Origin of the sequence: Shewanella hafniensis (assembly GCF_019655335.1) — a bacterium.
GTDB classification, from domain to species: domain Bacteria; phylum Pseudomonadota; class Gammaproteobacteria; order Enterobacterales; family Shewanellaceae; genus Shewanella; species Shewanella hafniensis.
Genome location: NZ_BPFD01000017.1, coordinates 14,782 through 36,614 on the forward strand (window position 1 = coordinate 14,782; position 21,833 = coordinate 36,614).

Here is a 21,833-nt window from a genome sequence, read left to right on the forward strand (position 1 = left end):
GCTCTTCTTTGTAGTTGCTATTCGCAATTGGCAGAGGAGAAGTCTTGTGAAGCAATTGTTGTATTGTTTACTCGTGGTGTTATTCGCACCACCGTTGGCCGCCGCGGACATGCGGTTCAACATGACCCCTGGCGTAACCGAGATCAGTGGCAAGGTTTATCACTTGCACATGACCATCTTGTATATCTGCTGCGCCATTGGCCTTGTGGTCTTTGGCGTGATGATTTACGCCATGATCAATCACAGAAAATCCAAAGGCGCTGTCGCGTCGCACTTTCACGAAAGCACTAAAGTTGAAATCGCTTGGACGATTCTGCCATTTATCATTTTGATCTTAATGGCGATTCCAGCGACAAAAACCTTAATTGCGATGGAAGATCCCAGCAATGCCGATCTCACCGTTAAAGTCACAGGTTCCCAATGGAAATGGCACTACAGCTATTTCGATCAAGACATTGATTTTTACAGCATACTCGCAACCCCAAGAACACAAATCGACGGTACCGAAACCAAGGGTGAACACTACCTTTTGGAGGTCGATAAGCCGCTCGTGCTGCCGATAAACCGCAAAATTCGCTTTTTAATGACCTCAGAAGACGTCATTCATTCATGGTGGGTACCTGCTTTTGCCGTGAAGAAAGATGCTAATCCTGGGTTTATCAATGAGGCCTGGACTCGCATAGACAAACCCGGCATTTACCGTGGTCAGTGCGCCGAACTCTGCGGTAAAGACCATGGTTTTATGCCGATTGTAGTGCAAGCCTTACCCGAAGCCGAGTTTGAAGCTTGGGTAGCGGAGCAAAAACAAGCTGCAGGCGCGGCGGCAGAAGCTGCTCAAGCTGCATTGTCACAGACCCTTAGCAAAGAGGAGCTGATGACCCAAGGTGAGCAAGTTTACCTCGGTCACTGCGCAGCCTGCCACCAGCCTAATGGCGAGGGGTTACAAGGCGTATTCCCACACCTCAAAGGCAGTCCGATAGCAACGGGACCGCTCAGCGGCCACCTTGAAATCGTGATTAACGGTAAAGCGGGTACCGCCATGCAAGCCTTTGGTAAGCAATTGACTGCACAAGAAATTGCCGCTGTGATTACCTATGAGCGTAATGCGTGGGGTAATAATACTGGCGATGCTGTGCAGGCCAAAGATGTTAATGAGCATATGAACGGCAGTACTGGCACACAGGCACCTGCTACCGCACCAGTCAACACGACCCCAACACCCGCACCTACAACTGAGCCCGCAGCAGTTGTCGACTCTGCAACCATAGTCGATCCGGCGAGTCTCCCCACGCTCACCCATGAGGCACTGATGGCCGAAGGTGAAACTGTCTACACCACCACTTGCGCGGCCTGCCATCAGTTAACGGGAGCTGGCATACCACCCGCCTTCCCCGCCCTCGCTGGTAGCGCTATCGCCACTGGGCCCGTCGCCAATCATCTCGATATTGTGATGCACGGCAAAACGGGCACGGCTATGCAGGCATTTGGCAAACAACTCAGCACACAGCAACTCGCAGCAGTCATTACCTATGAGCGCAATGCTTGGGGCAACAATACCGGCGATACAGTGCAACCTGCTGATATCGCAAGCCATGGACAGTAGGGGATTATGATGAGCACAACGACTCAAGATCAAACCGCAGCCCATGATGACCATCATCATGGTGCGCCAAAGGGCATCATGCGCTGGGTGCTAACCACCAACCATAAAGACATTGGTACTTTGTATTTATGGTTCAGCTTCATTATGTTTTTAACCGGTGGTGCTATGGCCATGGTGATCCGCGCTGAACTCTTTCAGCCAGGATTACAATTAGTCGAGCCCAACTTCTTTAACCAAATGACCACAGTCCATGGGCTGATCATGGTATTCGGCGCGGTAATGCCCGCCTTTACTGGGCTAGCAAACTGGCTGATCCCTATGATGATTGGTGCGCCAGATATGGCGCTGCCACGGATGAATAACTGGAGTTTTTGGATCTTACCCTTCGCCTTTACCATCCTACTCAGCTCGCTGTTTATGGAAGGTGGCGGACCTAACTTTGGTTGGACCTTCTACGCGCCACTGTCTACCACTTATAGTCCTGACAGCACGGCACTCTTCGTGTTCTCTATTCATATCATGGGGATAAGTTCGATCATGGGTGCAATCAATGTGATTGTAACCATAGTGAATTTACGTGCGCCCGGCATGACATGGATGAAGCTGCCGCTGTTTGTGTGGACTTGGCTTATCACAGCATTCCTGCTGATCGCTGTGATGCCAGTACTCGCGGGCGCTGTGACTATGGTACTGACCGATAAGTTTTTCGGCACTAGCTTCTTCGAAGCGGCAGGCGGCGGCGATCCTGTGATGTTCCAGCATATTTTCTGGTTCTTCGGCCACCCTGAGGTCTACATCATGATTTTGCCGTCCTTTGGCATCATCTCCGCCATAGTACCCGCCTTCAGCCGCAAACCATTATTTGGCTATGCATCAATGGTTTATGCCACTGCCAGTATTGCAATTCTGTCGTTCCTTGTGTGGGCGCACCACATGTTCACTACAGGTATGCCAGTGTTTGCCGAGCTGTTCTTCATGTATTGCACTATGTTGATTGCGGTGCCAACGGGGGTGAAAGTGTTTAACTGGGTCGCGACTATGTGGCGCGGTTCACTCAGCTTCGAAACCCCTATGTTGTTCGCCGTGGCCTTTATCATACTCTTCACCATTGGCGGGTTTTCGGGGTTAATGCTCGCCATTACGCCAGCCGACTTCCAATACCACGACACCTATTTTGTGGTAGCGCATTTCCATTATGTGCTCGTGACTGGGGCGATTTTCTCCATCATGGCGGCAGCCTATTACTGGCTACCTAAGTGGACGGGGCACATGTACAACGAGCGACTGGGGCAATGGCATTTCTGGTGTTCGGTGATTTCGGTCAACGTACTGTTTTTCCCGATGCATTTCCTTGGGCTAGCTGGTATGCCAAGGCGTATCCCCGATTACTCGATTCAATTTGCCGATGTTAATCAAATCGTCTCGATTGGTGGCTTCGCCTTTGGCTTATCGCAATTGATTTTCTTAGTGTTAGTGATCAAGTGCATCCGTGGCGGCGAGAAAGCCCCCGCTAAACCTTGGGAAGGTTCCGAGGGTTTGGAGTGGACATTACCAAGCCCAGCGCCTTACCACTCTTTCACGACACCACCTGAGGTGAAATGAAATGACGAACCATCACCAGCCAGAAAAACCTAAGTCAAATCGAAAGCTTATCAGCATGCTCGTCATGGGCTGTATTGGTATGTTTGGTTTTGGGTTCGCGCTGGTGCCGCTATACGATGTGCTGTGTGAGAAGCTAGGGATTAACGGTAAAACCTCCAATACTGCCAGTAGTTATCAAGCGATAACCATAGATACTAGCCGTATTGTCACCGTGGAATTTATCTCCCAAGTGCAAACGGGTATGCCGTGGAAATTTGAGCCGCAAACCAAGCGGCTCGAAGTTCACCCCGGCGAACTGATACACACAGCATTTTTGGCACGCAATGTGTCAGACAGAGCCACGGTCGGTCAGGCGATACCTTCAATATCACCCGGCCAAGGCGCGGCATATTTTAATAAAACGGAATGTTTTTGCTTTAATCAACAGCACTTAGCGGCTTCGACAAGCGCTGAGTTGCCGCTCATTTTCTTTGTGGATCCTCAGTTACCTGAATCCATCCACACTCTGACCCTCTCTTACACCCTCTACGACATTACCGACAAGCAGTTAGCGTCTGCCATAGAGCAAGGAGCTGCAAAATGACCACAAAACATGAAAATTACTATGTTCCCGCCCAAAGTGCTTGGCCCATCATTGGCGCTATAGGATTGTTTCTAATCGCCTTGGGCGCAGGACACTTTGTCCATCAACTAAAATCTGGCGCATCGGGTGGCGGTTATATCCTGCTAGCGGGTATCGCCGTGATCCTCTTTATGCTGGTTGGCTGGTTTAGAACCGTGATCAACGAATCTATGACTGGGCTTTATTCGCACCAAATGGATAGATCCTTTCGCCAAGGCATGAGCTGGTTTATTTTTTCGGAAGTGATGTTCTTCGGCGCATTTTTTGGTGCGTTATTTTATGCCCGTATGGTCGCAGTGCCTTGGCTCGGTGGCGCCTCCAATAATGCCATGACCCACGAAGTACTCTGGCCACAATTCGAAGCCGTTTGGCCGTTGCTCACTACGCCAGATGGCACCAAAACCGAAGCGATGCCGTGGAATGGCCTGCCGTTAATCAACACTATCGTGCTGCTGACCTCTTCAGTCACCTTACATTTTGCCCATGTCAGCCTAGAGAAAGGCAAGCGTTCTGCCATTACGCTGTGGCTCGGGATCACCATACTCTTAGGTATGAGTTTCCTTGCCTTGCAGGCCGAAGAATATATGCATGCCTACCATGAAATGGGGCTCACCCTGACCTCAGGGGTTTATGGCAACACCTTCTTCCTCTTAACTGGCTTTCACGGCATGCATGTCACGCTTGGCACTCTGTTTTTATTAGTGTTGTTTTTCAGAGTGTTGAAGGGGCACTTTAGCGCAGATAAGCATTTTGCTTTCCAAGCGGGGAGTTGGTATTGGCACTTTGTCGATGTGGTCTGGCTGTGTTTGTTTATTTTCGTCTACGTACTTTAAGGCTTTAGTAAGGCGTGGGATTGGGGCTGATTAACCCAGTCCCTAAGGCCACCAGCAGCAACAGAATAACGAGTACTGAGAAAATCACCCGGCGACCAAGATAACGGCTCATAGGCACTTGGTTGTCACCTCTCACCATAATAAACAAGGCTCTACCTAGATTAAAAATGATGAACAGCAACAGCAGAACTAAGACCAATTTAAAAATGAATAGGGTATTCATGCAATATCCTTATGTTCTGCTGAATAAATTAACGGTTTTTTTACTGATATTGACTGTGGCTGTATTCGTGATGTTGGTCAAGTTGGGTCTATGGCAATTAGCCCGCGGCGAAGAAAAAACCATGCTGTTAGCCCAAATGGAGGCAAGACAATCCTTGCTGCCATTAAGTTTTGAGCAGCTCCAACTCAAAATCGATAAGGAAGGCGTGACAGGTTATCGACTGCAAGTGCACGCCATACCCGCGAGCTCGCAAATATGGCTGCTGGATAATCAAATCTATCAGGGCCAAGTGGGCTATTTAGCCTTTCAGCCCCTGCAAGTGACTGCGGGTCAACCTTGGTTATTGGTCGAATTAGGTTTTGTCGCTGCCAGTTCCCACCGTGATGAGTTGCCCCACATCAGCCCACTTAGCGGTGAATTGAATATCGAAGGTCGGCTTTACCAAAAGCAAATCAATCCTTTGAGCCAGGCTTTAATGGCAGAAACGGGGACAAGTATTCGCTTTCAGAATTTGAATATACCGGAAATGGCGCAGCTGTTAGGCCACCCTTTACTAGATGCAGTGCTGCAACCGGATGAGCTACCCGCCCTCGCCTTGCCGCATCCTTGGCAACCCTTCCCACTGTCTGCGCAAAAACATTGGGGTTATGCGCTGCAGTGGTTTTCGATGGCAGCCGTGTTTGCTGGGCTCATGCTGTGGCAAGGGATTAAGTATGTAAAACGCCATAGTGCCGAAACAATCGCAAACTCAAGGAGCGAATAGGGAAATTCGTACCATACTTAGCAAGACACAAATAAAAACTAAATAAATATAAAACAATAAATTAGGGATAATTTGAATGAGAGGAGCAAGCATGAACTCCCAGAATAAATCGAAACACAAAGCATTGGGCTTGTTGTTGCTGGCGTTTATCGCGCCCGTGGTGATAGCCAAGCTAGTGCTGAGCCTGAATTTATACCACGGCGGCGCCACTAATCATGGCGAGCTGATCAATCCTGAGACAAGTTATGCCAGCCTTGGGGTTGAGAATCCCAATCCCAAAGAATGGCAACTGCTATATTTACTACCCGCCCAATGCGACGATGCTTGCCGCGAACGCCTGTATATTTTACGCCAAAGCCACACTGCTTTGGGGCCAGATCAGGCACGAGTCGAACCGCTGATCCTCACCCATCCCGACAGCGATCTCAATGCTTTAAGCGCCTTTCACTTCAACACACGTCCCGCCAATGCTGGCTTAAGCCATTGGCTAGATGAACAGCAGCTGATCATAGTCGATCCCTTAGGCAGCTTAGTGCTGCGCTATCCCCAAGTGCAGGGCAAAGAAGCCCATTTAGCTCAAGGCAAGGCCTTGATTGCGGATCTGCGTAAGTTGTTGAAACTGTCGAGGGTAGATTGATGCAGCTAACTTGGGTCCTACGCTTAACCTTAGTCTTTACCTTGTTGGTGATCTTAATGGGCGCTTACACTCGCCTATCGGACGCGGGGCTCGGCTGCCCAGATTGGCCGGGTTGCTACGGCCATATCAAGGTGCCAACCCAAGACCATGAAATCGCCCATGCACAAACCATCTTCCCAGATCACGATATCCATCCTGAGAAAGCTTGGCTGGAGATGATCCACAGATATATAGCCGGCGGACTTGGCTTACTAGTATTGTTCATCTTAGTGCTGTGTTTGAAAACGCCGGAAGCACCGAAAAAATTGCCGCTCATCATAGTGCTATTGATCCTCTTTCAAGCGGCACTCGGCATGTGGACAGTGACGATGAAACTCATGCCCATAGTGGTGATGTCACATCTTATTGGTGGCTTCAGCCTGATTTCACTATTGTTACTCCTCTATCTGCGAACCCGACCGCGGCGGATCTTTAATAGCGAAACCCATGCCCGCAATCTGGCACCGCTGGCACTGGTGAGCCTATTCGTTCTTGTAGGTCAGATTATGCTGGGCGCTTGGACATCATCTAACTATGCGGCTCTCGCCTGCACCTCTTTACCCATTTGCGAAGGTAACTGGGTGGATAATTTAGCAATAGCCGAAGCCTTTTCACCGTTTCAAGGCCAACACCACAGTTTCGAATTTGGAGTGCTCGATTACCCAGCCCGTATGACTATCCACATCGCCCACCGAATTGGCGCTGTCGTTACCGCGAGTTTATTACTCGTGCTCGCCTATCGATTATTTGTTGGCGCTGCTGGGATGAGGGCCTTAAGCCTCTTATTGGTGGGGTTAGTGATCCTGCAAGTGAGCTTAGGTATTTCTAACGTAGTGATGCATTTACCACTCGGCATTGCCGTGTCTCACAACGGCGGGGCGGCATTACTGCTGCTGACCTTAGTCGCAATCAACTATTTTTTATGGCGCAAAGCCTAAGCGAGGGATCCAAGATGGCAAAACCACTCTCAATCACCAGTAGCCTACCCACTTTCAGCGTGACATGGCGCGCCTATTTTGAAATGACCAAACCTAAAGTGGTCGCACTTATGCTGCTCACTGTCTTAGTCGGCATGTGTTTAGCCGTGCCCCATGCGGTGCCCGTTCAACCTTTACTCGCTGGTATGCTGGGCATTGCCATGATGGCGGGTTCGGCGGCGGCGTTAAATCATCTGATCGATCGCCGTATCGATGGCTTAATGGCGCGCACCTACAATCGCCCGCTGCCTAAGGGACGCATTTCGGCAACCCGCGCGTTAATTTTCGCTGCCAGCTTAGGTAGCCTTGGCTTTATCGTCTTATATTCCTTAGTGAATCCACTCACGGCTTGGCTGACCTTTGCCAGCTTGATTGGTTATGCCTTGGTTTATACTGCCTATTTAAAACGTGCAACATCACAAAATATTGTGATCGGCGGCCTTGCGGGAGCCATGCCACCCTTGCTGGGATGGACGGCAGTGACGAACGAATTTCACGGCCATGCGCTGTTGTTAGTGATCATCATTTTTACGTGGACACCGCCACATTTTTGGGCTCTGGCCATTCACAGACGCGCCGAATATGCCAAAGTGGATATTCCCATGCTACCGGTTACCCACGGTGTCGAGTTTACTAAAACCTGTATTCTGCTTTACACAGTATTGCTGGCGATTGCTTGCCTATTACCTGTGCTGGTTGGCATGTGTGGGCCCGTATATTTCATCTGCTCGAGTTTACTCAGCACCGGATTTATTTATAAAGCATGGCAACTTAAATATCGGGATCATGATGGCTTGGCGATGCAAGTGTTCCGCTTCTCTATCTATCATTTGATGTTGTTATTTATGGCATTACTGCTCGACCACTATTTGTGGAACTAGTGTATGCAACTCGTTTGTCGCGCTAACCTGTCGTTATGGAGCCAATAATGCAGAAAAGAATTTTAGTCATCGCCATATTATTGATCGGCCTTGGCGGTCTATTTGCGGTGAAATTTAATCCCCCGAAACCTATCGAGCTAGAGAGTGGTTTTTTGTTTCCGCAGGCCTATGAATTAGCGCCCTTTGAATTGGTTGATCAACATCAGCAGGCTTTTACCAACGCCAGCTTGCAGGGGAAATGGAGCTTATTCTTTATCGGTTTTACCTTTTGCCCCGACGTTTGTCCTACGACCTTAAATAAACTCGCGGCGGCTTATCCCGATCTAAACAAAATTGCGCCATTGCAGGTGGTGTTTCTATCCGTCGACCCCAAACGGGACACACCGGATAAACTCCTGACCTATGTTAATTTTTTCAATCCAGAATTTAAAGCGGTCACGGGCGAGCAGACACAAATCTTCCCGCTCACCCGCAGCTTAGGGCTGACCTATGCCATGGTCGGTGAAGGGGAAAACTACCAAGTCGACCATAGTGCGGGTTATGTGTTGGTGTCGCCGCAGGGAACGCGAGTCGCAGTGTTTAAACCTACGGCCGCGCTAGGCAAACCGCCGCAAGTGTTAAATGATGAAATGATTAGCGATTTTAGAAAAATAGTGGCTCAATACAAACCTAGTCGTTGATCACTCTTTGACCCAAGAGCCATCGTCCTTTGGCCTCACCCAAGGCTGAGAAAACCAATAGTAGCCATTGCGCGCCTTACTCGGCGCAGTGCAGTTGTAACGGGAACGACCCGCAGGTAAAGCTAAATCCGCTTGAACACTAAACTCGGTTTCACTGAGCCAAGTCGGCTGTTTTGAACCTTGGCCTTGGATGTAACACATTACCTGCTTAGCCGAGATATCGCTCATATCGAGGGTCACTTTAAGCTCTGGACGCCAGTGGCCGCCCTTTAACTCAGGATCGCTAGGACTCTGTGCAATTACAGGCATGTTTAAACTGTATAGCTTGGCCTTAAGGCTTTTTAAATCCGCATATTGTCCCGCAACAGGGAAACGCGGCAGTGCCGTTAACGGCGAATAGGGCCCAGCGGCTCCCGATTGCTGCCCTAAAGCGACAAAGCCGTTCTCGGTTAACATATCCTGCAAGGCTTGATTGTACTCACCGTAGGGATAAGCCAGCATTTTAAAATTGTGCCCAGTGGCATCTGCAATCGCCTTTTCTGTATCTAAGATATTGGCTTTTATCCGCGTTAACCATTGCGCCTGTGATTCATTTTCTAAGGCGCGAATCAAATGTTCGTGGGCCCAACTGTGGTTAGCAATATCGGCGCCTTCCTTGGATAGCGTTATCAGCTCATCCCAAGTCATCATCTCGGTAAACTTTTGTTTAATCGGCTCAATTGCCACAAACAAGGTGTAGGGAAAGCCAAATTCCTTTAGGATAGGATGCGCCGTCGTGGCTATGCTGCGATAACCATCGTCGAAGGTAATCGCGACTGTTTTGGCCGGTAAATCTTGTTTTTGCTTTATCGCTTCAACCACCTGAGAAAGCGGGATTACCTTAAAGCCATCATCGGCTAGAAACTGCATTTGCTCACGAAATTGCGCGGGCGTCACGCTTGTGGCCGCCGGAGTGGTCTCTGATACATGGTGATATTGCAGAATGACCACGGCATGGGCAGAAAACGTCATTAGCCCTATGAGTGCCAACAGCACACGTTTAACCATAATGTGAACACCTCTGAAATTAATGAATACTGCTAAATCAACTTGGCTCGACCTCATGCTCAACGGCGCGAAAAATCGCCAGTTACTAGCGCTCGCCCTGCCGATGATACTCTCCAATATCACTGTCCCACTGTTGGGCTTAGTCGATACGGCTGTCATAGGTCATCTGAGTGAAGCCTATTATTTAGGGGGAGTCGCCGTCGGGTCAACGATTATCACATTAATCATTTGGTTATTGGGATTTTTGCGTATGGCGACCACAGGTTTGGTCGCACAAGCCTTTGGTGCTGACGATCTTCATGCCCAGCACAAACTCTTAGTCCAAGGCGCTATGCTAGCGATGTTATTGGGCGCAGGCGTTATCGCACTACAAGTCCCGATATTGAATTTAGCCTTAGGATTATCCGAAGCGAGTAGCGAAGTCGAACGTTATTGCCGCGAGTATTTTCAGGTACGAATTTGGTCAACGCCCTTCGCCCTGCTCAATTTAGTTATGTTAGGTTGGCTCTTAGGGCGACAACAACCTAAAGCCGCCATGTGGCAGCTGATATTAGCGAACCTTGCCAATATTATTCTCGATGTGGTGTTTGTCCTCGGCTTAGGCTGGGGCGTTAAAGGTGCAGCCCTCGCCTCAGTCTTTGCCGATATCACCGCTTTCGCAGTCGCACTCACTATGGTGTTACAGCAACTCAAGCGCGAAGCCGATTTTCACTTATCCCAACTATTACCCCATGTCACCCTGACGGGTTATGGCAAATTACTGAGGCTCAACACAGATATTTTTATCCGCAGTCTCTGCCTGCAAGCAGCTTTTGCCTTTATGACATTCCATGGTGCAGGTTTGGGTGATAATACCGTTGCTGCTAATGCCGTGTTATTGAATTTACTGCTGTTAATCTCCTATGCACTGGATGGCATTGCCTATTATGCCGAGGCAGAAGTCGGCCGAGCCTATGGCCAAAAACAGGCGGAACAATTGAGGGAAGCCGTGATCTTAGCGTGGAGCTGGTCAGCCATTACTGCGCTCGGGTTCTGCGCTGTATTCAGTCTTTTTGGCAGTAATATTATCGCGTTACTGACCAGCATTAATGAGGTCAGAGCAACTGCGCAAACCTATCTTATCTGGCTGATATTTTTGCCTTTATGGTCTTTTAGCTCGTATTTGTTCGACGGAGTCTACATAGGTGCCGCTAAAGGTAAAGTGATGCGTAATAGCATGATACTCGCCACCTTCGGCGCATTTTTCCCGACATGGTATTTACTGCAGCAACTATTATTACCAGAGCAAGGTAACCACGCTCTCTGGGCCGCGATGAGTGCCTTTATGGTCGCCAGAAGCCTAACGCTTGCTGGTCACTATTATTTCAGCAAAGACTTTTTGAATAAATAATCTGTAAAGACAGTAGTTTACTAATCTCATAATCATTATGATATTGATTTTACAATTGTAACAATGATGTGAATCGATAATGAAAAGGATTTTACCGCTGTTTTTCCTGTGGCTATGCAACCATGCCGTTGCCGACACCGCGCCACAATTACCCGTTGAAGCCTTTGCCAACATCCCAGATGTGAGCTCTGTACAACTCTCGCCTAATGGCAAAAAAATCGCTTCTGTTGTCCGCGTCGATCAAGCCAAACTCAAAGGTACTGTCGTTAGTATCCAAGATATAGAAACGGGCGAAAAGAGCATTCCACTGCACACAGATAATCAAAAATTTGTCATTCTGTCTCTGCAGTGGGCAAACGATAATATCTTACTGATCAATGCTAAGTTTCCTGCTAACCGTTACGGCACACCGACAACCGAAACCCGCCTTGTTAAGTATGATTTGACCACGAAAAAGACCTCGAGTGTCATTCCCCGCAGTGTCTTAGACCGTCTCAATTGGATCCCGCAACATCAGGGGCAAATTATCGATCTTATGCCAGATGATCCCGACAATATTTTACTGTCATTAGACGGAATGGGCGAAAACGTAGGCGAAGATAGCGTACTGAAAGTCAATTTAGCGCAGAGTAAGTCCAGTTACAGCCAAAATGCTAAAAAGAAGATCATCAGTTGGATTACCGACAGGCAGCACAAAGTCCGAATTTCTATCTACAACGATGATACTGAGTACCGCATTTATGAACAGGCCGAGCAAAAGAGTGATTCACGCTTACTTTGGACCTTTAAAGCTTTTTCTGAGGACACTGTTTGGCCATTAGGTTTTGATGCTGATCCTAACATTCTTTACGTTCGCGCCTATCACAATGGTTTCGAAGCCATATTTAAAGTCAATCTGACCGATCCTAAGCTCACAAAAGAATTAGTCTACGCCAATGAAGATACTGACGTTGAAGGTAATTTACTCTATTCGAAACTGAAGAAAAAAGTCATTGGTATCAGTGAGGGTGACGGCGAAGAATTCACCTTTTGGGAAAAAGAATATGTGGGCCTACAAAATGGCCTAAAAGCCGTGTTACCCAATGCACACAACTACATCACTCAATTCAGTGCAGATGAACGCCGCTATATAGTGTATTCCACTAGCTCGACCGAGCCCGGTACTTACTATTTTGGCGATAGGGACGAAAAAACGCTTTATCCCATCGCTAACCGATATGGAAAGCTCAAGAGTGAACTCCTCGCCGATACCCAATATTTGACCTATGAGGCAAGAGATAAGCTCAAAATCGATGCTTACCTAACAGTGCCAAAAGGGCTTGAAGCCAAGCAACTGCCGACGATAATCTTCCCCCATGGCGGCCCCATCAGTTACGACAGCAACGACTTCGACTACTGGGCACAGTTCTTCGCTAATCGTGGTTATGCGGTATTTCGGATGAACTTCAGGGGCTCGGCGGGTTACGGCTATGAGTTTATGAAAGCTGGCCTGAAAAGCTGGGGACTCGAAATGCAAAACGACGTCGAAGATGGAACTCGCTACCTAATAGATCAAGGGATTAGCGATCCTAAACGTATTTGTATTGTCGGGGCTAGCTATGGGGGTTATGCGGCCTTAATGGGGGCTGCTATGACTCCCGATCTCTACCGCTGCGCCGTGAGTGTGGCAGGCGTTACCGATGTGGCCTATCTAGTGAAATCGAGCCGAAGATTTACTAACTACAAAGTGGTTAAAGAGCAAATAGGGGGTGACTTTGATGCGCTCTATGACCGCTCCCCGATCAGTAAAGCCGATAAAATTAGCATCCCAGTATTGCTGCTACATGGTGATAAGGACAGAGTGGTGAAGGTTCAACATAGCCGAGAAATGTATGACGAACTCAAATCACTGAAAAAACCGGTGGAGTATATTGAGCTGGAAAATGGCGATCATTACCTGAGCAATAACGACAACAGACTAGCGACGTTTAAAGCTTTAGATAAGTTCTTAGCTGATAATCTCAACCCAAAGTTATAACTGAACAACAGCAGTTTAAGCTAAAGCCAAATATAAAAAACGCGACTCTAAGATCGCGTTTTTTATTCAGCTCAACCAACAAGATTAAGCGTAAGAATGTTCACCATGTTGGTGATCTGTCACGTCACGTACACCAGTCAACTCACCTGGGAACATGTCTAACAGTTGTTTTTCGATACCATCCTTCAGGGTGATATCAACTTGAGAACAACCGTTACATCCACCGCCGAACTGCAGTACAGCTACACCTTCTTTGGTAATTTCAACCAGCATGATATTACCACCATGGCCGGCTAACTGAGGGTTGATCTCAGATTGGATCACGTATTCAATACGCTCGACTAAAGGTGCATCACCAGACACTTTACGCATTTTTGCGTTAGGCGCTTTGAGCGTGAGTTGTGAACCTAATTGGTCAGTCACAAAATCGATAGTGGCATCTTCAAGGAAAGGTGCACTCTTCTCATCGACCATAGCATTGAAGCCAGTGAACTCGATTTCAATATCATCACTTTCTACTGCATCCGGTGGACAATAAGACACACCACACTCGGCTTGCGAGGTTCCTGGACTGATCACAAATACGCGAATATGAGTGCCTTCAGGTTGATCTGCTAACAACTTAACAAAATGGGCTTGAGCCGCATCGGAAATGGTAATCATGAAAACCTGCTCCGTCAGGGGATACCTGAGTGTTTTAGTAAGAATTAGCCGTATGATACTCCGACTCACCTTTGCTTTGTAGTCCCTTGGGCAGCAAGTTTGTGGATTTTTGCCATAGCGATCACGATTTGACTGAGCTATTTGAGCTGTTCAAACGATATGATCTTAACGTATTAAAATCGAATAATGCTCCTAAGACAGTCACTTAAGCAGACATTCCAAGATGTTCTATACATGCTTCTCATTCATTATCGAGATCATCCAACAAGCCTGGCGCCTCTGCCCTTGCTAGACACCATACTTGCACGTGCACGTATCGTGCTTCGAATAAGCGGGCAATTTCAGAGACTGTAGTGCCTGTCGTGACCACATCATCCACCAGTGCAATCCGCTGGAACGCAAAATCATCCGCTAACATAAAGGCATCATGTAAGTTGCGTCGTCGCTGTGCACCCGAAAGTCCGGCCTGCGGCCGAGTGTCTTGCTGGCGTATTAACCCTTCGCTCACTAACGGCAGTTGTAAGAGCTGTGAAAGCTCATGAGCAATTAACCACGCCTGATTAAATCCCCGTTGTTGTAAGCGTTTGGGATGCAATGGAACTGGCACTATCGCTTGCGGCAAGGTGATTAATCCTTGCTGTTCTAATAACTGAATTCGTGTCACTAAGGCGCGACACAGCACGGGCAAAGCGGCAAGTTGCCCCTGATATTTAATCGCACCAATCCAAGCCCCTAAACCTTGATGATAACTACAGGGGGCAACGACTTTACGCGGCTGGCGCTTTTGGCATTCCCCGCAATAATCGACTTCTATTTGCATCGACTTACCGCAACCTAAGCAAATAGGTCCATGGTATAAGCCAGATTGAAGACAAACGGCGCAAATACCCGTCTCGGGGATAGGTATGGATTGGTGGCACAGCAGGCAACGGTTAGGTAAACTGCTCGCCAACCAGCTTGTGCCGAGTTGATAGCCTAAACGCATTATCCGCCAAGCGGATGGCGGCCAAATCCTTTTGACAAAGTACGGCATACCTTCACCTAATCCATTTTTGAGGCACTCAAGTGAGCCAAGTGACATCCACAAACCACGCAAATTTGCATATTGAAATCAGCGGCCAAGGGCCAGATCTGGTGATGCTTCACGGTTGGGGAGTCAATAGCGCTGTGTTTACGCCATTACATGAGTCACTGTCTCAGTATAGGGTGCACTATGTCGACTTGCCGGGCTTTGGCCATAGCCAAATGGTGGAGGGTGGCCTATCCACTTGGGTCGATGCCTTAGTCACCGCATTACCAGAACACGCTATTTGGGCCGGCTGGTCACTCGGTGGGCTCGTTGCGACTCAGGCAGCGTTAAGTTATCCACAAAAAATCAAAGGCTTGATTACTATTGCCTCATCCCCTTGCTTTATGGCAAGGGAAGACGAAGCATGGCCGGGCATTCCACCCCAAGTCCTTAATCAATTTAGAGAACAACTCGGGCAAAATTTACCTAAAACTATAGAGAGATTTCTAGCGATTCAGGCCATGGGCAGCGAAACCGCCAAAGAAGACATCAAACAACTGCGCGATCTTGTCCTCGCACGCCCTTTACCCAATGCCAGAGCCTTAACTCAAGGCCTAAATATGCTGACCGACGTCGACTTAAGGCAGCAACTGATAGAGTTGCAACAACCTTGGCTAAGGATCTGGGGCCGACTCGACGGGCTAGTACCCAAACGCGTACCACCTAAAATGCCCATCACAGCTCAAAGTGAGGATGTGATGATCGCCAAAGCCTCTCACGCGCCCTTTATTTCCCATCAGCAGGAGTTTTTGCAGGTATTTATGCCTTGGTTAACGTTACAGACACGTTAACGCTTTATCTTTGAGCGATTAATGACTAGTATTTAACCATTAATGTGCCAAGGAATTTTCCATGTTAGTTGTCAGTAACTACCCCCAAGTCCCACTAGCGACCAGTAATGTCGCGACGGACTCGGCTCGGGTCGACAACCAACTGAAACCTGTGGTCATTCCCCCACAAGCTGCCACTAAAGGCCATGAAGAACGCGCCTTTAATCCGCAGAATGAACGCACAGCAGATCAAACTCAGCAACAAACCAAAACGCTCGAGAATAATCAGCAACAAGTTCAAGAAAAACAGCAGCAACAGCAATCCTCGCAGCAACAAAGCCAACAACAGCAAGAGAAAAAAGCCCCCCTTGTGATGGCCGAGCGGGTGTTACCTAAGACGCTTAAAGTTGCTGCACGCGGTCAAGCGGCGTTGCAACGCAAGGATATCCGCTTAAAGGTCAGTCAAGGTGCAGCAAATTATGCCAGCAGTAACGCCAAAGCGAATACCAGCAGTACAGCAAGGCTATCACTTCAAGGTGAATCGACTCAATTTTATCAACAACTTGGGCAACGCATTGGTCAGTTCTATCAACAACAGACTCAACCAGAACAAGAATCTATTATGTCGACGTGGATTTAACCTATTCCAATCGTATTAATCCATTTGCGCACAAAATTAACCTGAATGATAAACAAAAATGCCGCTAAAAATAGCGGCATTTTTTATACTGTTTAACGCTTATTTAGGCAAACGATACAGCTCTTGCTGGTAGGCCAAACTGCCCCACAATGCCCAACTTAAGGCTTTCTTCTCTAGCGCTGCCGCAGCTGGCGCATAAGGCGTTAACTGCTCAGTTTTTTCGTTATATTCGAAACCTTGAGCCGCTTTTTCTGGCTGCAGGATCACTACATCTTTACCTTCCATCAGGGCAAAGTTTTTATCGTATTGCATTAACGCGCGCCCCGGCCAATCATCGCTGACCTGAGTCAAATCTCGGCCTAGCATAGGATAAGAGTCTGAAATACCAATCAATGATAGAAGTGTTGGCGGTAAATCAATTTGGCTCACAATGCGATGATCGCGTTTTGGCGCTAAATTATCCCCAAGGATTAAACCCGGAATCCGAAAACGTGACACTGGCACCAGATCCGCGCCACCCACTCGACTGTCATGGTCGGCAACCACGATAAAAATCGTGTCTTTCCAATAGTCCGCGTTTTTCGCCAATTTAAAAAACTCACCAATCGCATAATCGGCATATTTCGCCGCATTGTTGCGGGTTTGCTTAGGTTGCTCGTACAGTTCGATACGATCATCAGGGAATTCGAATGGATCGTGGTTGCTCGAGCTAAAAACTAGACTAAAGAAAGGCTTACCTTCACTATGTAGACGCTCAAACTCACTATTCGCCTTACGCATTAAGTCTTCGTCTGACGCGCCCCAAGAACCCACGAAGGCCGGAGATTTATAATCTTTCTGATCTATGATGTCACTAAAGCCGTTGCCCAAAAAGAAACTACGCATATTGTCGAAATGGCTCTCACCACCATAGATAAACTGCGTGGTATAACCATGATTTTTAAGCAGTTCAGCTATGCTAAAAAAACCAACTTGGCTCTTACCCAGTTTCACCACAGCACGGGCTGGAGTCGGGGTAAAGCCTGTTGTCACGGCTTCGATTCCGCGCACTGAACGAGTACCAGTAGCGTACAAGTTATCGAAATACCAACCTTCTTTGGATAAAGCATCGATATTCGGAGTCAGGGGTAAACCGCCTAAACTGCCCACAAAACGTGCGCCTAAACTCTCTTGTAGTAAGATCACTAAGTTCTTTGGCTTACCAGTATAACTGGCTTGGTTAAAGCTTAGCGATGGGATATCCGTAGAGGTAAATGCACTGTCAGGACGACCACTTTCCTGTCTTATGGTCGCAATAATCTCAGCATTATCTAACTTACCATACACTTTAGAAGCATCTTCTTCACTGCCCATTTGCTTGATGGCAAACACTAATGAATAGGCTGAATTGATAACTAACGAGTTAACTAATGGATCATCGGCAAAGGCCACTAGAGCAGGGTTAAGTGGTCTATGACCTAAGGTTGAACGGGCACCTAATATCGTGATAGCGATAACAATTAATGCTAATACTGGACGCCAATACCAGCGTGGAAAGCGTAAATTTTTAGTGAGCTTACCGCTTAATATCCAACCGCCCCATAGTGTACCTATAGTTAATAACACGGAGAAAATCAGCTCAAGTTTACGACCCGCCCACAGCATAGAAAGCACTTCTTTTGGGTAGATCAAATATTCAACATACAAACGATTCGGGCGAATACCGTATTCTTCGATAAATGCAGGGGTCGATGCTTCTAAAAACAACATGATCCACAGACCGACAGTTAACCACACCCGCAAAATCGGCTGCCACAGACGGCCAATAAAATGATCACCTGAAAATAATGCAGTCCCTAAGGCGGCAATACCCCATAACCAACACAGGGTAGCGATATCGACACGCAAACCTTGGATTAATAGATGCGACCAACCATCCACAGCGGCCACGCGATCGGCTTGCCACAGCCCTAAAGCGATACGGCTCGCGGTGGCAATAAAAAGCACTAATAGTGAGAAAATAAAGATGGCGCGGAAAGGCCCATGGGCATTGTGATGCCCGCGAGGTGATAAACCAGATTGCATGTGTTACCCCAAAACGTATAAAGAGCCACTCAGCGTTGGAGTGTCAATTTGAAAAAAATCGGTGAATAAGCTGTGCTATGACAACCGATTTTGCTTAACGTTGCATTAAATGCCGACTTTATATTCCCTAAGGCGACATTGATGCAACAATTTTGTGAGTAACATGTAAAAAAGTCGACTCGGACAAGGTTTAAGTCCGAGTCTTAACGGTTAACGCTTACTTTTTCAGCTTAGCGAAGGCATCGGCAAAGGCATTGCCCATAGCCGCATTTGCCGGCGCTTTAGGTGCTTGTTTTTGCGCCGGACGTGCGGCAGGTTTTGCCGACTGAGGCGCCTTGCCATTATGAGTTTTGGCAGAGTTGTGCGGTCTTTGCTGCGACTTACTCTGGTCGATAGCTTCGTCCAAACGCATGCTCAAACCGATACGGCGACGCTCAACGTCCACTTCCATCACTTTAACTTTGACCACATCACCCGCTTTCACCACAGTATGCGGATCGCTGATAAACTTGTCGGTCAGTGAAGAGATATGCACCAGTCCATCTTGATGCACGCCAATATCGACGAAGGCACCAAAGTTAGTCACGTTGGTCACTACGCCTTCGAGCACCATTTCTGGTTTCAAATGTTTAAGCTCTTCGACACCATCTTTAAACTTAGCCGTTTTAAACTCACCACGGGGATCGCGACCCGGTTTATCCAGTTCGGCCAAAATGTCCGTCACGGTCGGCAAACCAAATTCCGCCGTAATAAACTCTTCAGGCTTGATGCTACGCAGCAAATCAGAGTTACCCATCAGGCTCGCCAGTTCCACTTGTTTAGCCTTAGCGATAGTTTCGACGAGTGAATAAGCCTCTGGATGCACAGACGAGGCATCGAGTGGATTATCACCTTCACGAATACGCAAAAAGCCCGCCGCTTGCTCATAGGCTTTAGGCCCTAAACGTGGCACTTTCAGCAGCTCTTTACGATTCTTAAACTGACCATTGGCATCGCGGTAATCGACCACGTTTTTCGCTAACGTCTTATTTAACCCCGCCACTTGTGACAATAACGGCACAGAGGCCATGTTGAGATCCACACCCACGCCGTTTACACAGTCTTCCACCACGGCTTCCAGTGAACCCGATAATTGGCTTTGGCTCACATCGTGTTGATACTGACCCACACCGATAGACTTAGGCTCAATCTTCACCAATTCGGCTAACGGATCTTGCAAACGACGCGCGATAGACACAGCACCACGAATCGAGACATCGAGATCAGGGAACTCCAGCGCCGCCAATTCCGATGCCGAATACACAGACGCGCCCGCTTCGCTGACCATTACTTTGGTCAAGTGTGGATGGGTATCTTTCACTGCGGCAATCAGCTCAGCGGCCAGTTTGTCGGTTTCCCGTGATGCCGTGCCGTTACCAATCGCAATCAGCTCAACCTTATGCATTTTGACTAAGTTAGCCAAAGTACGGATCGACTTTTCCCACAGATTTTGCGGTGCGTGCGGGAAAATCGTCGCATGGCACAACATCTTACCCGTGTTATCGACCACAGCCACTTTCACGCCGGTACGTAAACCTGGATCGAGTCCCATGGTGGCTTTCGCGCCCGCTGGAGCAGCCATCAATAAATCGCCTAAGTTACGGGCGAAAACTTTAATCGCTTCGGCTTCGGCGCGTTCGCGCATTTGCGAAATAAACTCAGTTTCCATCTGCAACGCAATCTTAATGCGCCATGTCGCCGTCACCACGGTTTTTAACCATTGATCAACGCTGCTATCGCCTAATTTCAGCCCTAAGTGATCACAGATAATCACTTCGCAGTAACTACCTTGGCCCGCTTCGGCGGCGGGGTCTGCATTCATAGATAAGGTTAAGAAACCTTCGTTACGGCCACGCAGCATAGCCAGCGCACGGTGTGATGGGATCTTAGCTAACTGTTCGGTATGCTCAAAATAATCTCGGAATTTCGCGCCTTCTTTCTCTTTACCGGCAATTAAACGACTTTCTAACACACTGTTTTGGCTTAAATGCTCACGCACTTTACGCAGTAATTCAGCGTCTTCGGCGTAGCGCTCCATCAGGATATAACGCGCGCCCTCGAGCACAGCTTTAACATCGGCAAAACCCGCTTCGCTATTGATATAACCTGCCGCTGTAGTCTCGACATCTAGGCTACGATCAGCCAGTAATGCATCGGCTAATGGCTCAAGCCCAGCTTCGATAGCGATTTGGCCCTTAGTACGGCGCTTAGGTTTGAAGGGCAGGTATAAATCTTCGAGACGTGTCTTACTGTCTGCCTCGTCAATCGCCCTTTGTAATTCTGGCGTTAACTTACCCTGAGCTTGGATGCTAGGCAGGATCACTTGGCGTCTGTCGTTCAGCTCACGCAGGTAACCTAAACGTGTGTACAAGGTACGCAGTTGCGTATCGTCTAATCCGCCCGTGGCTTCTTTACGGTAGCGGGCAACGAAGGGAACTGTCGCACCATCGTCAAGCAGAGTGATGGTTGCGGCAACTTGTTGCTCACGAACATTCAGTTCTTGAGCGATAATCTGAGCGATGTTATGTGCATTAGTTTGCATAAATAAAGTGTCGTGCCTAACTGTAAAGTAAGTCGTTATTGCGCCAAAGATACCACAGGCGCCCCGTATGTTTCATGCTAAAGCCTAAGTCAAATCAGAGTCTTTGATCTTTCCCCGTTATGCCATGGTGACCGCAGCGGTTGTCACGACGCCAACCCTGTCGCTAATCAGCCTCGCTGGCGAGAGTGGTTTCAAAAGGAGTGTAACGGATCTGATTGATATACCACTCTTTTGGACCCGATGGCGTTTGCACTAGCACCTCATCGTCCACTTGCTTGCCGATTAAGGCACGCGCCATGGGCGAGTCAATGGTGATGTAACCCAATTTAGTATCGAGCTCATCTTTACCGACGATCCGATAACGCACGCGATCACCCGCTTCATTTTCAAGCTCAAACCAAGCGCCGAAGAATATTTTACCTTCCTGCTGCGGCGAGTAATCGACGATTTTCAATTCTTCCAGCCGCTTAACTAAGTATCTAACTCGGCCGTCAATTTGTCTTAACAAACGCTTGTTGTAAGTGTAATCAGCGTTCTCACTACGGTCGCCTTGCGCCGCCGCCTCTTGGACTTTAAGGGTGATTTGCGGCCGATACTCTTTCCACAAATACTTCAATTCTTTATCTAAAGTTTGCCAACCCTGTCGGGTGATCAAATGCGCTTTCATAACTTTCGGCTTCCACACTCTGAACAAATGATAGCGGCGTTATCACCATATTTGCTAATATATTC

General features: G+C 48.1%; 20 protein-coding genes. 13 read left to right on the top strand and 7 right to left on the bottom strand.

Annotation, left to right across the window (positions count from 1 at the left end):
- Positions 1-46 precede the first annotated feature (46 nt).
- The 4 genes from coxB to K5Q99_RS07355 are packed head-to-tail and all read left to right on the top strand — an operon-like array spanning position 47 to position 4,660.
- Positions 47-1,603, top strand: a complete 1,557-nt coding sequence (gene coxB / locus K5Q99_RS07340) for a cytochrome c oxidase subunit II (RefSeq protein ID WP_220776475.1) — start codon at positions 47-49, stop codon at positions 1,601-1,603.
- A 9-nt stretch (positions 1,604-1,612) separates the two neighbouring features.
- Positions 1,613-3,205 carry a cytochrome c oxidase subunit I gene (ctaD, locus tag K5Q99_RS07345; RefSeq protein WP_006084616.1) on the top strand — a complete coding sequence of 531 codons (1,593 nt, stop codon included), beginning with the start codon at positions 1,613-1,615 and terminating at the stop codon, positions 3,203-3,205.
- 1 nt (position 3,206) lies between these two features.
- Complete coding sequence (locus K5Q99_RS07350; RefSeq protein ID WP_006079604.1) at positions 3,207-3,788, top strand: cytochrome c oxidase assembly protein; 582 nt, start codon at positions 3,207-3,209, stop codon at positions 3,786-3,788.
- Positions 3,785-4,660, top strand: coding sequence for a cytochrome c oxidase subunit 3 (locus tag K5Q99_RS07355; RefSeq protein WP_220776476.1), 876 nt, complete (start codon positions 3,785-3,787; stop codon positions 4,658-4,660). The genes K5Q99_RS07350 and K5Q99_RS07355 overlap by 4 nt, the downstream gene beginning before the upstream one ends.
- A gap of 4 nt (positions 4,661-4,664) precedes the next feature.
- On the opposite strand, the gene K5Q99_RS07360 is transcribed toward K5Q99_RS07355, so the two are convergent.
- Complete coding sequence (locus K5Q99_RS07360) at positions 4,665-4,883, bottom strand: DUF2909 family protein (protein ID WP_014620547.1); 219 nt, start codon at positions 4,881-4,883, stop codon at positions 4,665-4,667.
- Here K5Q99_RS07360 and K5Q99_RS07365 point away from each other — a divergent pair.
- From K5Q99_RS07365 to K5Q99_RS07385, 5 genes are all read left to right on the top strand, one after another.
- Positions 4,882-5,646 carry an SURF1 family protein gene (locus tag K5Q99_RS07365; protein WP_012090554.1) on the top strand — a complete coding sequence of 255 codons (765 nt, stop codon included), beginning with the start codon at positions 4,882-4,884 and terminating at the stop codon, positions 5,644-5,646. The two genes, K5Q99_RS07360 and K5Q99_RS07365, sit on opposite strands and share 2 nt — an antisense overlap.
- Before the next feature lie 91 nt (positions 5,647-5,737).
- The gene (locus tag K5Q99_RS07370) at positions 5,738-6,283 is read left to right on the top strand and encodes a redox-active disulfide-containing membrane protein (RefSeq protein WP_006079598.1); all 546 of its coding nucleotides are present in this window, start codon (positions 5,738-5,740) and stop codon (positions 6,281-6,283) included.
- Positions 6,283-7,260, top strand: coding sequence for a COX15/CtaA family protein (locus K5Q99_RS07375; protein WP_220776477.1), 978 nt, complete (start codon positions 6,283-6,285; stop codon positions 7,258-7,260). Before K5Q99_RS07370 ends, K5Q99_RS07375 begins: the two co-directional genes overlap by 1 nt.
- 14 nt (positions 7,261-7,274) lie before the next feature.
- On the top strand, positions 7,275-8,180 hold the full coding sequence (gene cyoE, locus K5Q99_RS07380; protein ID WP_220776478.1) for a heme o synthase: 906 nt from the start codon (positions 7,275-7,277) through the stop codon (positions 8,178-8,180).
- A gap of 47 nt (positions 8,181-8,227) precedes the next feature.
- Positions 8,228-8,860 (top strand): SCO family protein, encoded by a 633-nt coding sequence (locus tag K5Q99_RS07385; protein ID WP_006084621.1) that lies wholly within the window; start codon positions 8,228-8,230, stop codon positions 8,858-8,860.
- Here K5Q99_RS07385 and K5Q99_RS07390 read toward each other — a convergent pair whose 3' ends face one another.
- Entirely contained in the window at positions 8,861-9,907 is a 1,047-nt protein-coding gene (locus tag K5Q99_RS07390; RefSeq protein WP_106649017.1) for a polysaccharide deacetylase family protein, read from the bottom strand.
- Between the two features lie 22 nt (positions 9,908-9,929).
- On the opposite strand from K5Q99_RS07390, the gene K5Q99_RS07395 reads away from it, so the two are divergent.
- Both K5Q99_RS07395 and K5Q99_RS07400 read left to right on the top strand, forming a co-directional pair.
- The gene (locus tag K5Q99_RS07395) at positions 9,930-11,297 is read left to right on the top strand and encodes an MATE family efflux transporter (protein ID WP_220776479.1); all 1,368 of its coding nucleotides are present in this window, start codon (positions 9,930-9,932) and stop codon (positions 11,295-11,297) included.
- A 79-nt stretch (positions 11,298-11,376) separates the two neighbouring features.
- Complete coding sequence (locus K5Q99_RS07400; protein WP_220776480.1) at positions 11,377-13,314, top strand: alpha/beta hydrolase family protein; 1,938 nt, start codon at positions 11,377-11,379, stop codon at positions 13,312-13,314.
- 84 nt (positions 13,315-13,398) lie between these two features.
- On the opposite strand, the gene nfuA is transcribed toward K5Q99_RS07400, so the two are convergent.
- Entirely contained in the window at positions 13,399-13,977 is a 579-nt protein-coding gene (nfuA, locus tag K5Q99_RS07405; protein ID WP_006079591.1) for a Fe-S biogenesis protein NfuA, read from the bottom strand.
- Between the two features lie 241 nt (positions 13,978-14,218).
- Positions 14,219-15,010: a ComFC family protein gene (locus tag K5Q99_RS07410; RefSeq protein ID WP_220776481.1), complete on the bottom strand. Its 792-nt coding sequence runs from the start codon at positions 15,008-15,010 to the stop codon at positions 14,219-14,221.
- Positions 15,011-15,042: 32 nt separating this feature from the next.
- On the opposite strand from K5Q99_RS07410, the gene bioH reads away from it, so the two are divergent.
- On the top strand, positions 15,043-15,837 hold the full coding sequence (bioH, locus tag K5Q99_RS07415; protein ID WP_220776482.1) for a pimeloyl-ACP methyl ester esterase BioH: 795 nt from the start codon (positions 15,043-15,045) through the stop codon (positions 15,835-15,837).
- Between the two features lie 61 nt (positions 15,838-15,898).
- Positions 15,899-16,456 carry a hypothetical protein gene (locus tag K5Q99_RS07420; protein ID WP_220776483.1) on the top strand — a complete coding sequence of 186 codons (558 nt, stop codon included), beginning with the start codon at positions 15,899-15,901 and terminating at the stop codon, positions 16,454-16,456.
- A gap of 99 nt (positions 16,457-16,555) precedes the next feature.
- Here K5Q99_RS07420 and K5Q99_RS07425 read toward each other — a convergent pair whose 3' ends face one another.
- The 3 genes from K5Q99_RS07425 to greB form a co-directional block, all read right to left on the bottom strand.
- A complete protein-coding gene (locus K5Q99_RS07425; protein WP_220776484.1) occupies positions 16,556-18,520 on the bottom strand; it encodes an LTA synthase family protein in 1,965 nt (654 codons plus the stop codon).
- A 217-nt stretch (positions 18,521-18,737) separates the two neighbouring features.
- Positions 18,738-21,101 (bottom strand): Tex family protein, encoded by a 2,364-nt coding sequence (locus K5Q99_RS07430; protein WP_220776485.1) that lies wholly within the window; start codon positions 21,099-21,101, stop codon positions 18,738-18,740.
- Between the two features lie 163 nt (positions 21,102-21,264).
- The gene (greB, locus tag K5Q99_RS07435) at positions 21,265-21,768 is read right to left on the bottom strand and encodes a transcription elongation factor GreB (protein ID WP_220776486.1); all 504 of its coding nucleotides are present in this window, start codon (positions 21,766-21,768) and stop codon (positions 21,265-21,267) included.
- Positions 21,769-21,833 lie beyond the last annotated feature (65 nt).

What these genes read in the sequence shown, in the direction of transcription:
- ctaD (WP_006084616.1), top strand. Translation starts at nt 1,613, where the DNA reads ATGAGCACAACGACTCAAGATCAAACCGCAGCCCATGATGACCATCAT.
- K5Q99_RS07350 (WP_006079604.1), top strand. Translation starts at nt 3,207, where the DNA reads ATGACGAACCATCACCAGCCAGAAAAACCTAAGTCAAATCGAAAGCTT.
- K5Q99_RS07355 (WP_220776476.1), top strand. Translation starts at nt 3,785, where the DNA reads ATGACCACAAAACATGAAAATTACTATGTTCCCGCCCAAAGTGCTTGG.
- K5Q99_RS07365 (WP_012090554.1), top strand. Translation starts at nt 4,882, where the DNA reads ATGCAATATCCTTATGTTCTGCTGAATAAATTAACGGTTTTTTTACTG.
- K5Q99_RS07360 (WP_014620547.1), bottom strand. Translation starts at nt 4,883, where the DNA reads ATGAATACCCTATTCATTTTTAAATTGGTCTTAGTTCTGCTGTTGCTG.
- K5Q99_RS07370 (WP_006079598.1), top strand. Translation starts at nt 5,738, where the DNA reads ATGAACTCCCAGAATAAATCGAAACACAAAGCATTGGGCTTGTTGTTG.
- K5Q99_RS07375 (WP_220776477.1), top strand. Translation starts at nt 6,283, where the DNA reads ATGCAGCTAACTTGGGTCCTACGCTTAACCTTAGTCTTTACCTTGTTG.
- cyoE (WP_220776478.1), top strand. Translation starts at nt 7,275, where the DNA reads ATGGCAAAACCACTCTCAATCACCAGTAGCCTACCCACTTTCAGCGTG.
- K5Q99_RS07385 (WP_006084621.1), top strand. Translation starts at nt 8,228, where the DNA reads ATGCAGAAAAGAATTTTAGTCATCGCCATATTATTGATCGGCCTTGGC.
- K5Q99_RS07390 (WP_106649017.1), bottom strand. Translation starts at nt 9,907, where the DNA reads ATGGTTAAACGTGTGCTGTTGGCACTCATAGGGCTAATGACGTTTTCT.
- K5Q99_RS07395 (WP_220776479.1), top strand. Translation starts at nt 9,930, where the DNA reads ATGAATACTGCTAAATCAACTTGGCTCGACCTCATGCTCAACGGCGCG.
- K5Q99_RS07400 (WP_220776480.1), top strand. Translation starts at nt 11,377, where the DNA reads ATGAAAAGGATTTTACCGCTGTTTTTCCTGTGGCTATGCAACCATGCC.
- nfuA (WP_006079591.1), bottom strand. Translation starts at nt 13,977, where the DNA reads ATGATTACCATTTCCGATGCGGCTCAAGCCCATTTTGTTAAGTTGTTA.
- K5Q99_RS07410 (WP_220776481.1), bottom strand. Translation starts at nt 15,010, where the DNA reads ATGCCGTACTTTGTCAAAAGGATTTGGCCGCCATCCGCTTGGCGGATA.
- K5Q99_RS07420 (WP_220776483.1), top strand. Translation starts at nt 15,899, where the DNA reads ATGTTAGTTGTCAGTAACTACCCCCAAGTCCCACTAGCGACCAGTAAT.
- K5Q99_RS07425 (WP_220776484.1), bottom strand. Translation starts at nt 18,520, where the DNA reads ATGCAATCTGGTTTATCACCTCGCGGGCATCACAATGCCCATGGGCCT.
- K5Q99_RS07430 (WP_220776485.1), bottom strand. Translation starts at nt 21,101, where the DNA reads ATGCAAACTAATGCACATAACATCGCTCAGATTATCGCTCAAGAACTG.
- greB (WP_220776486.1), bottom strand. Translation starts at nt 21,768, where the DNA reads ATGAAAGCGCATTTGATCACCCGACAGGGTTGGCAAACTTTAGATAAA.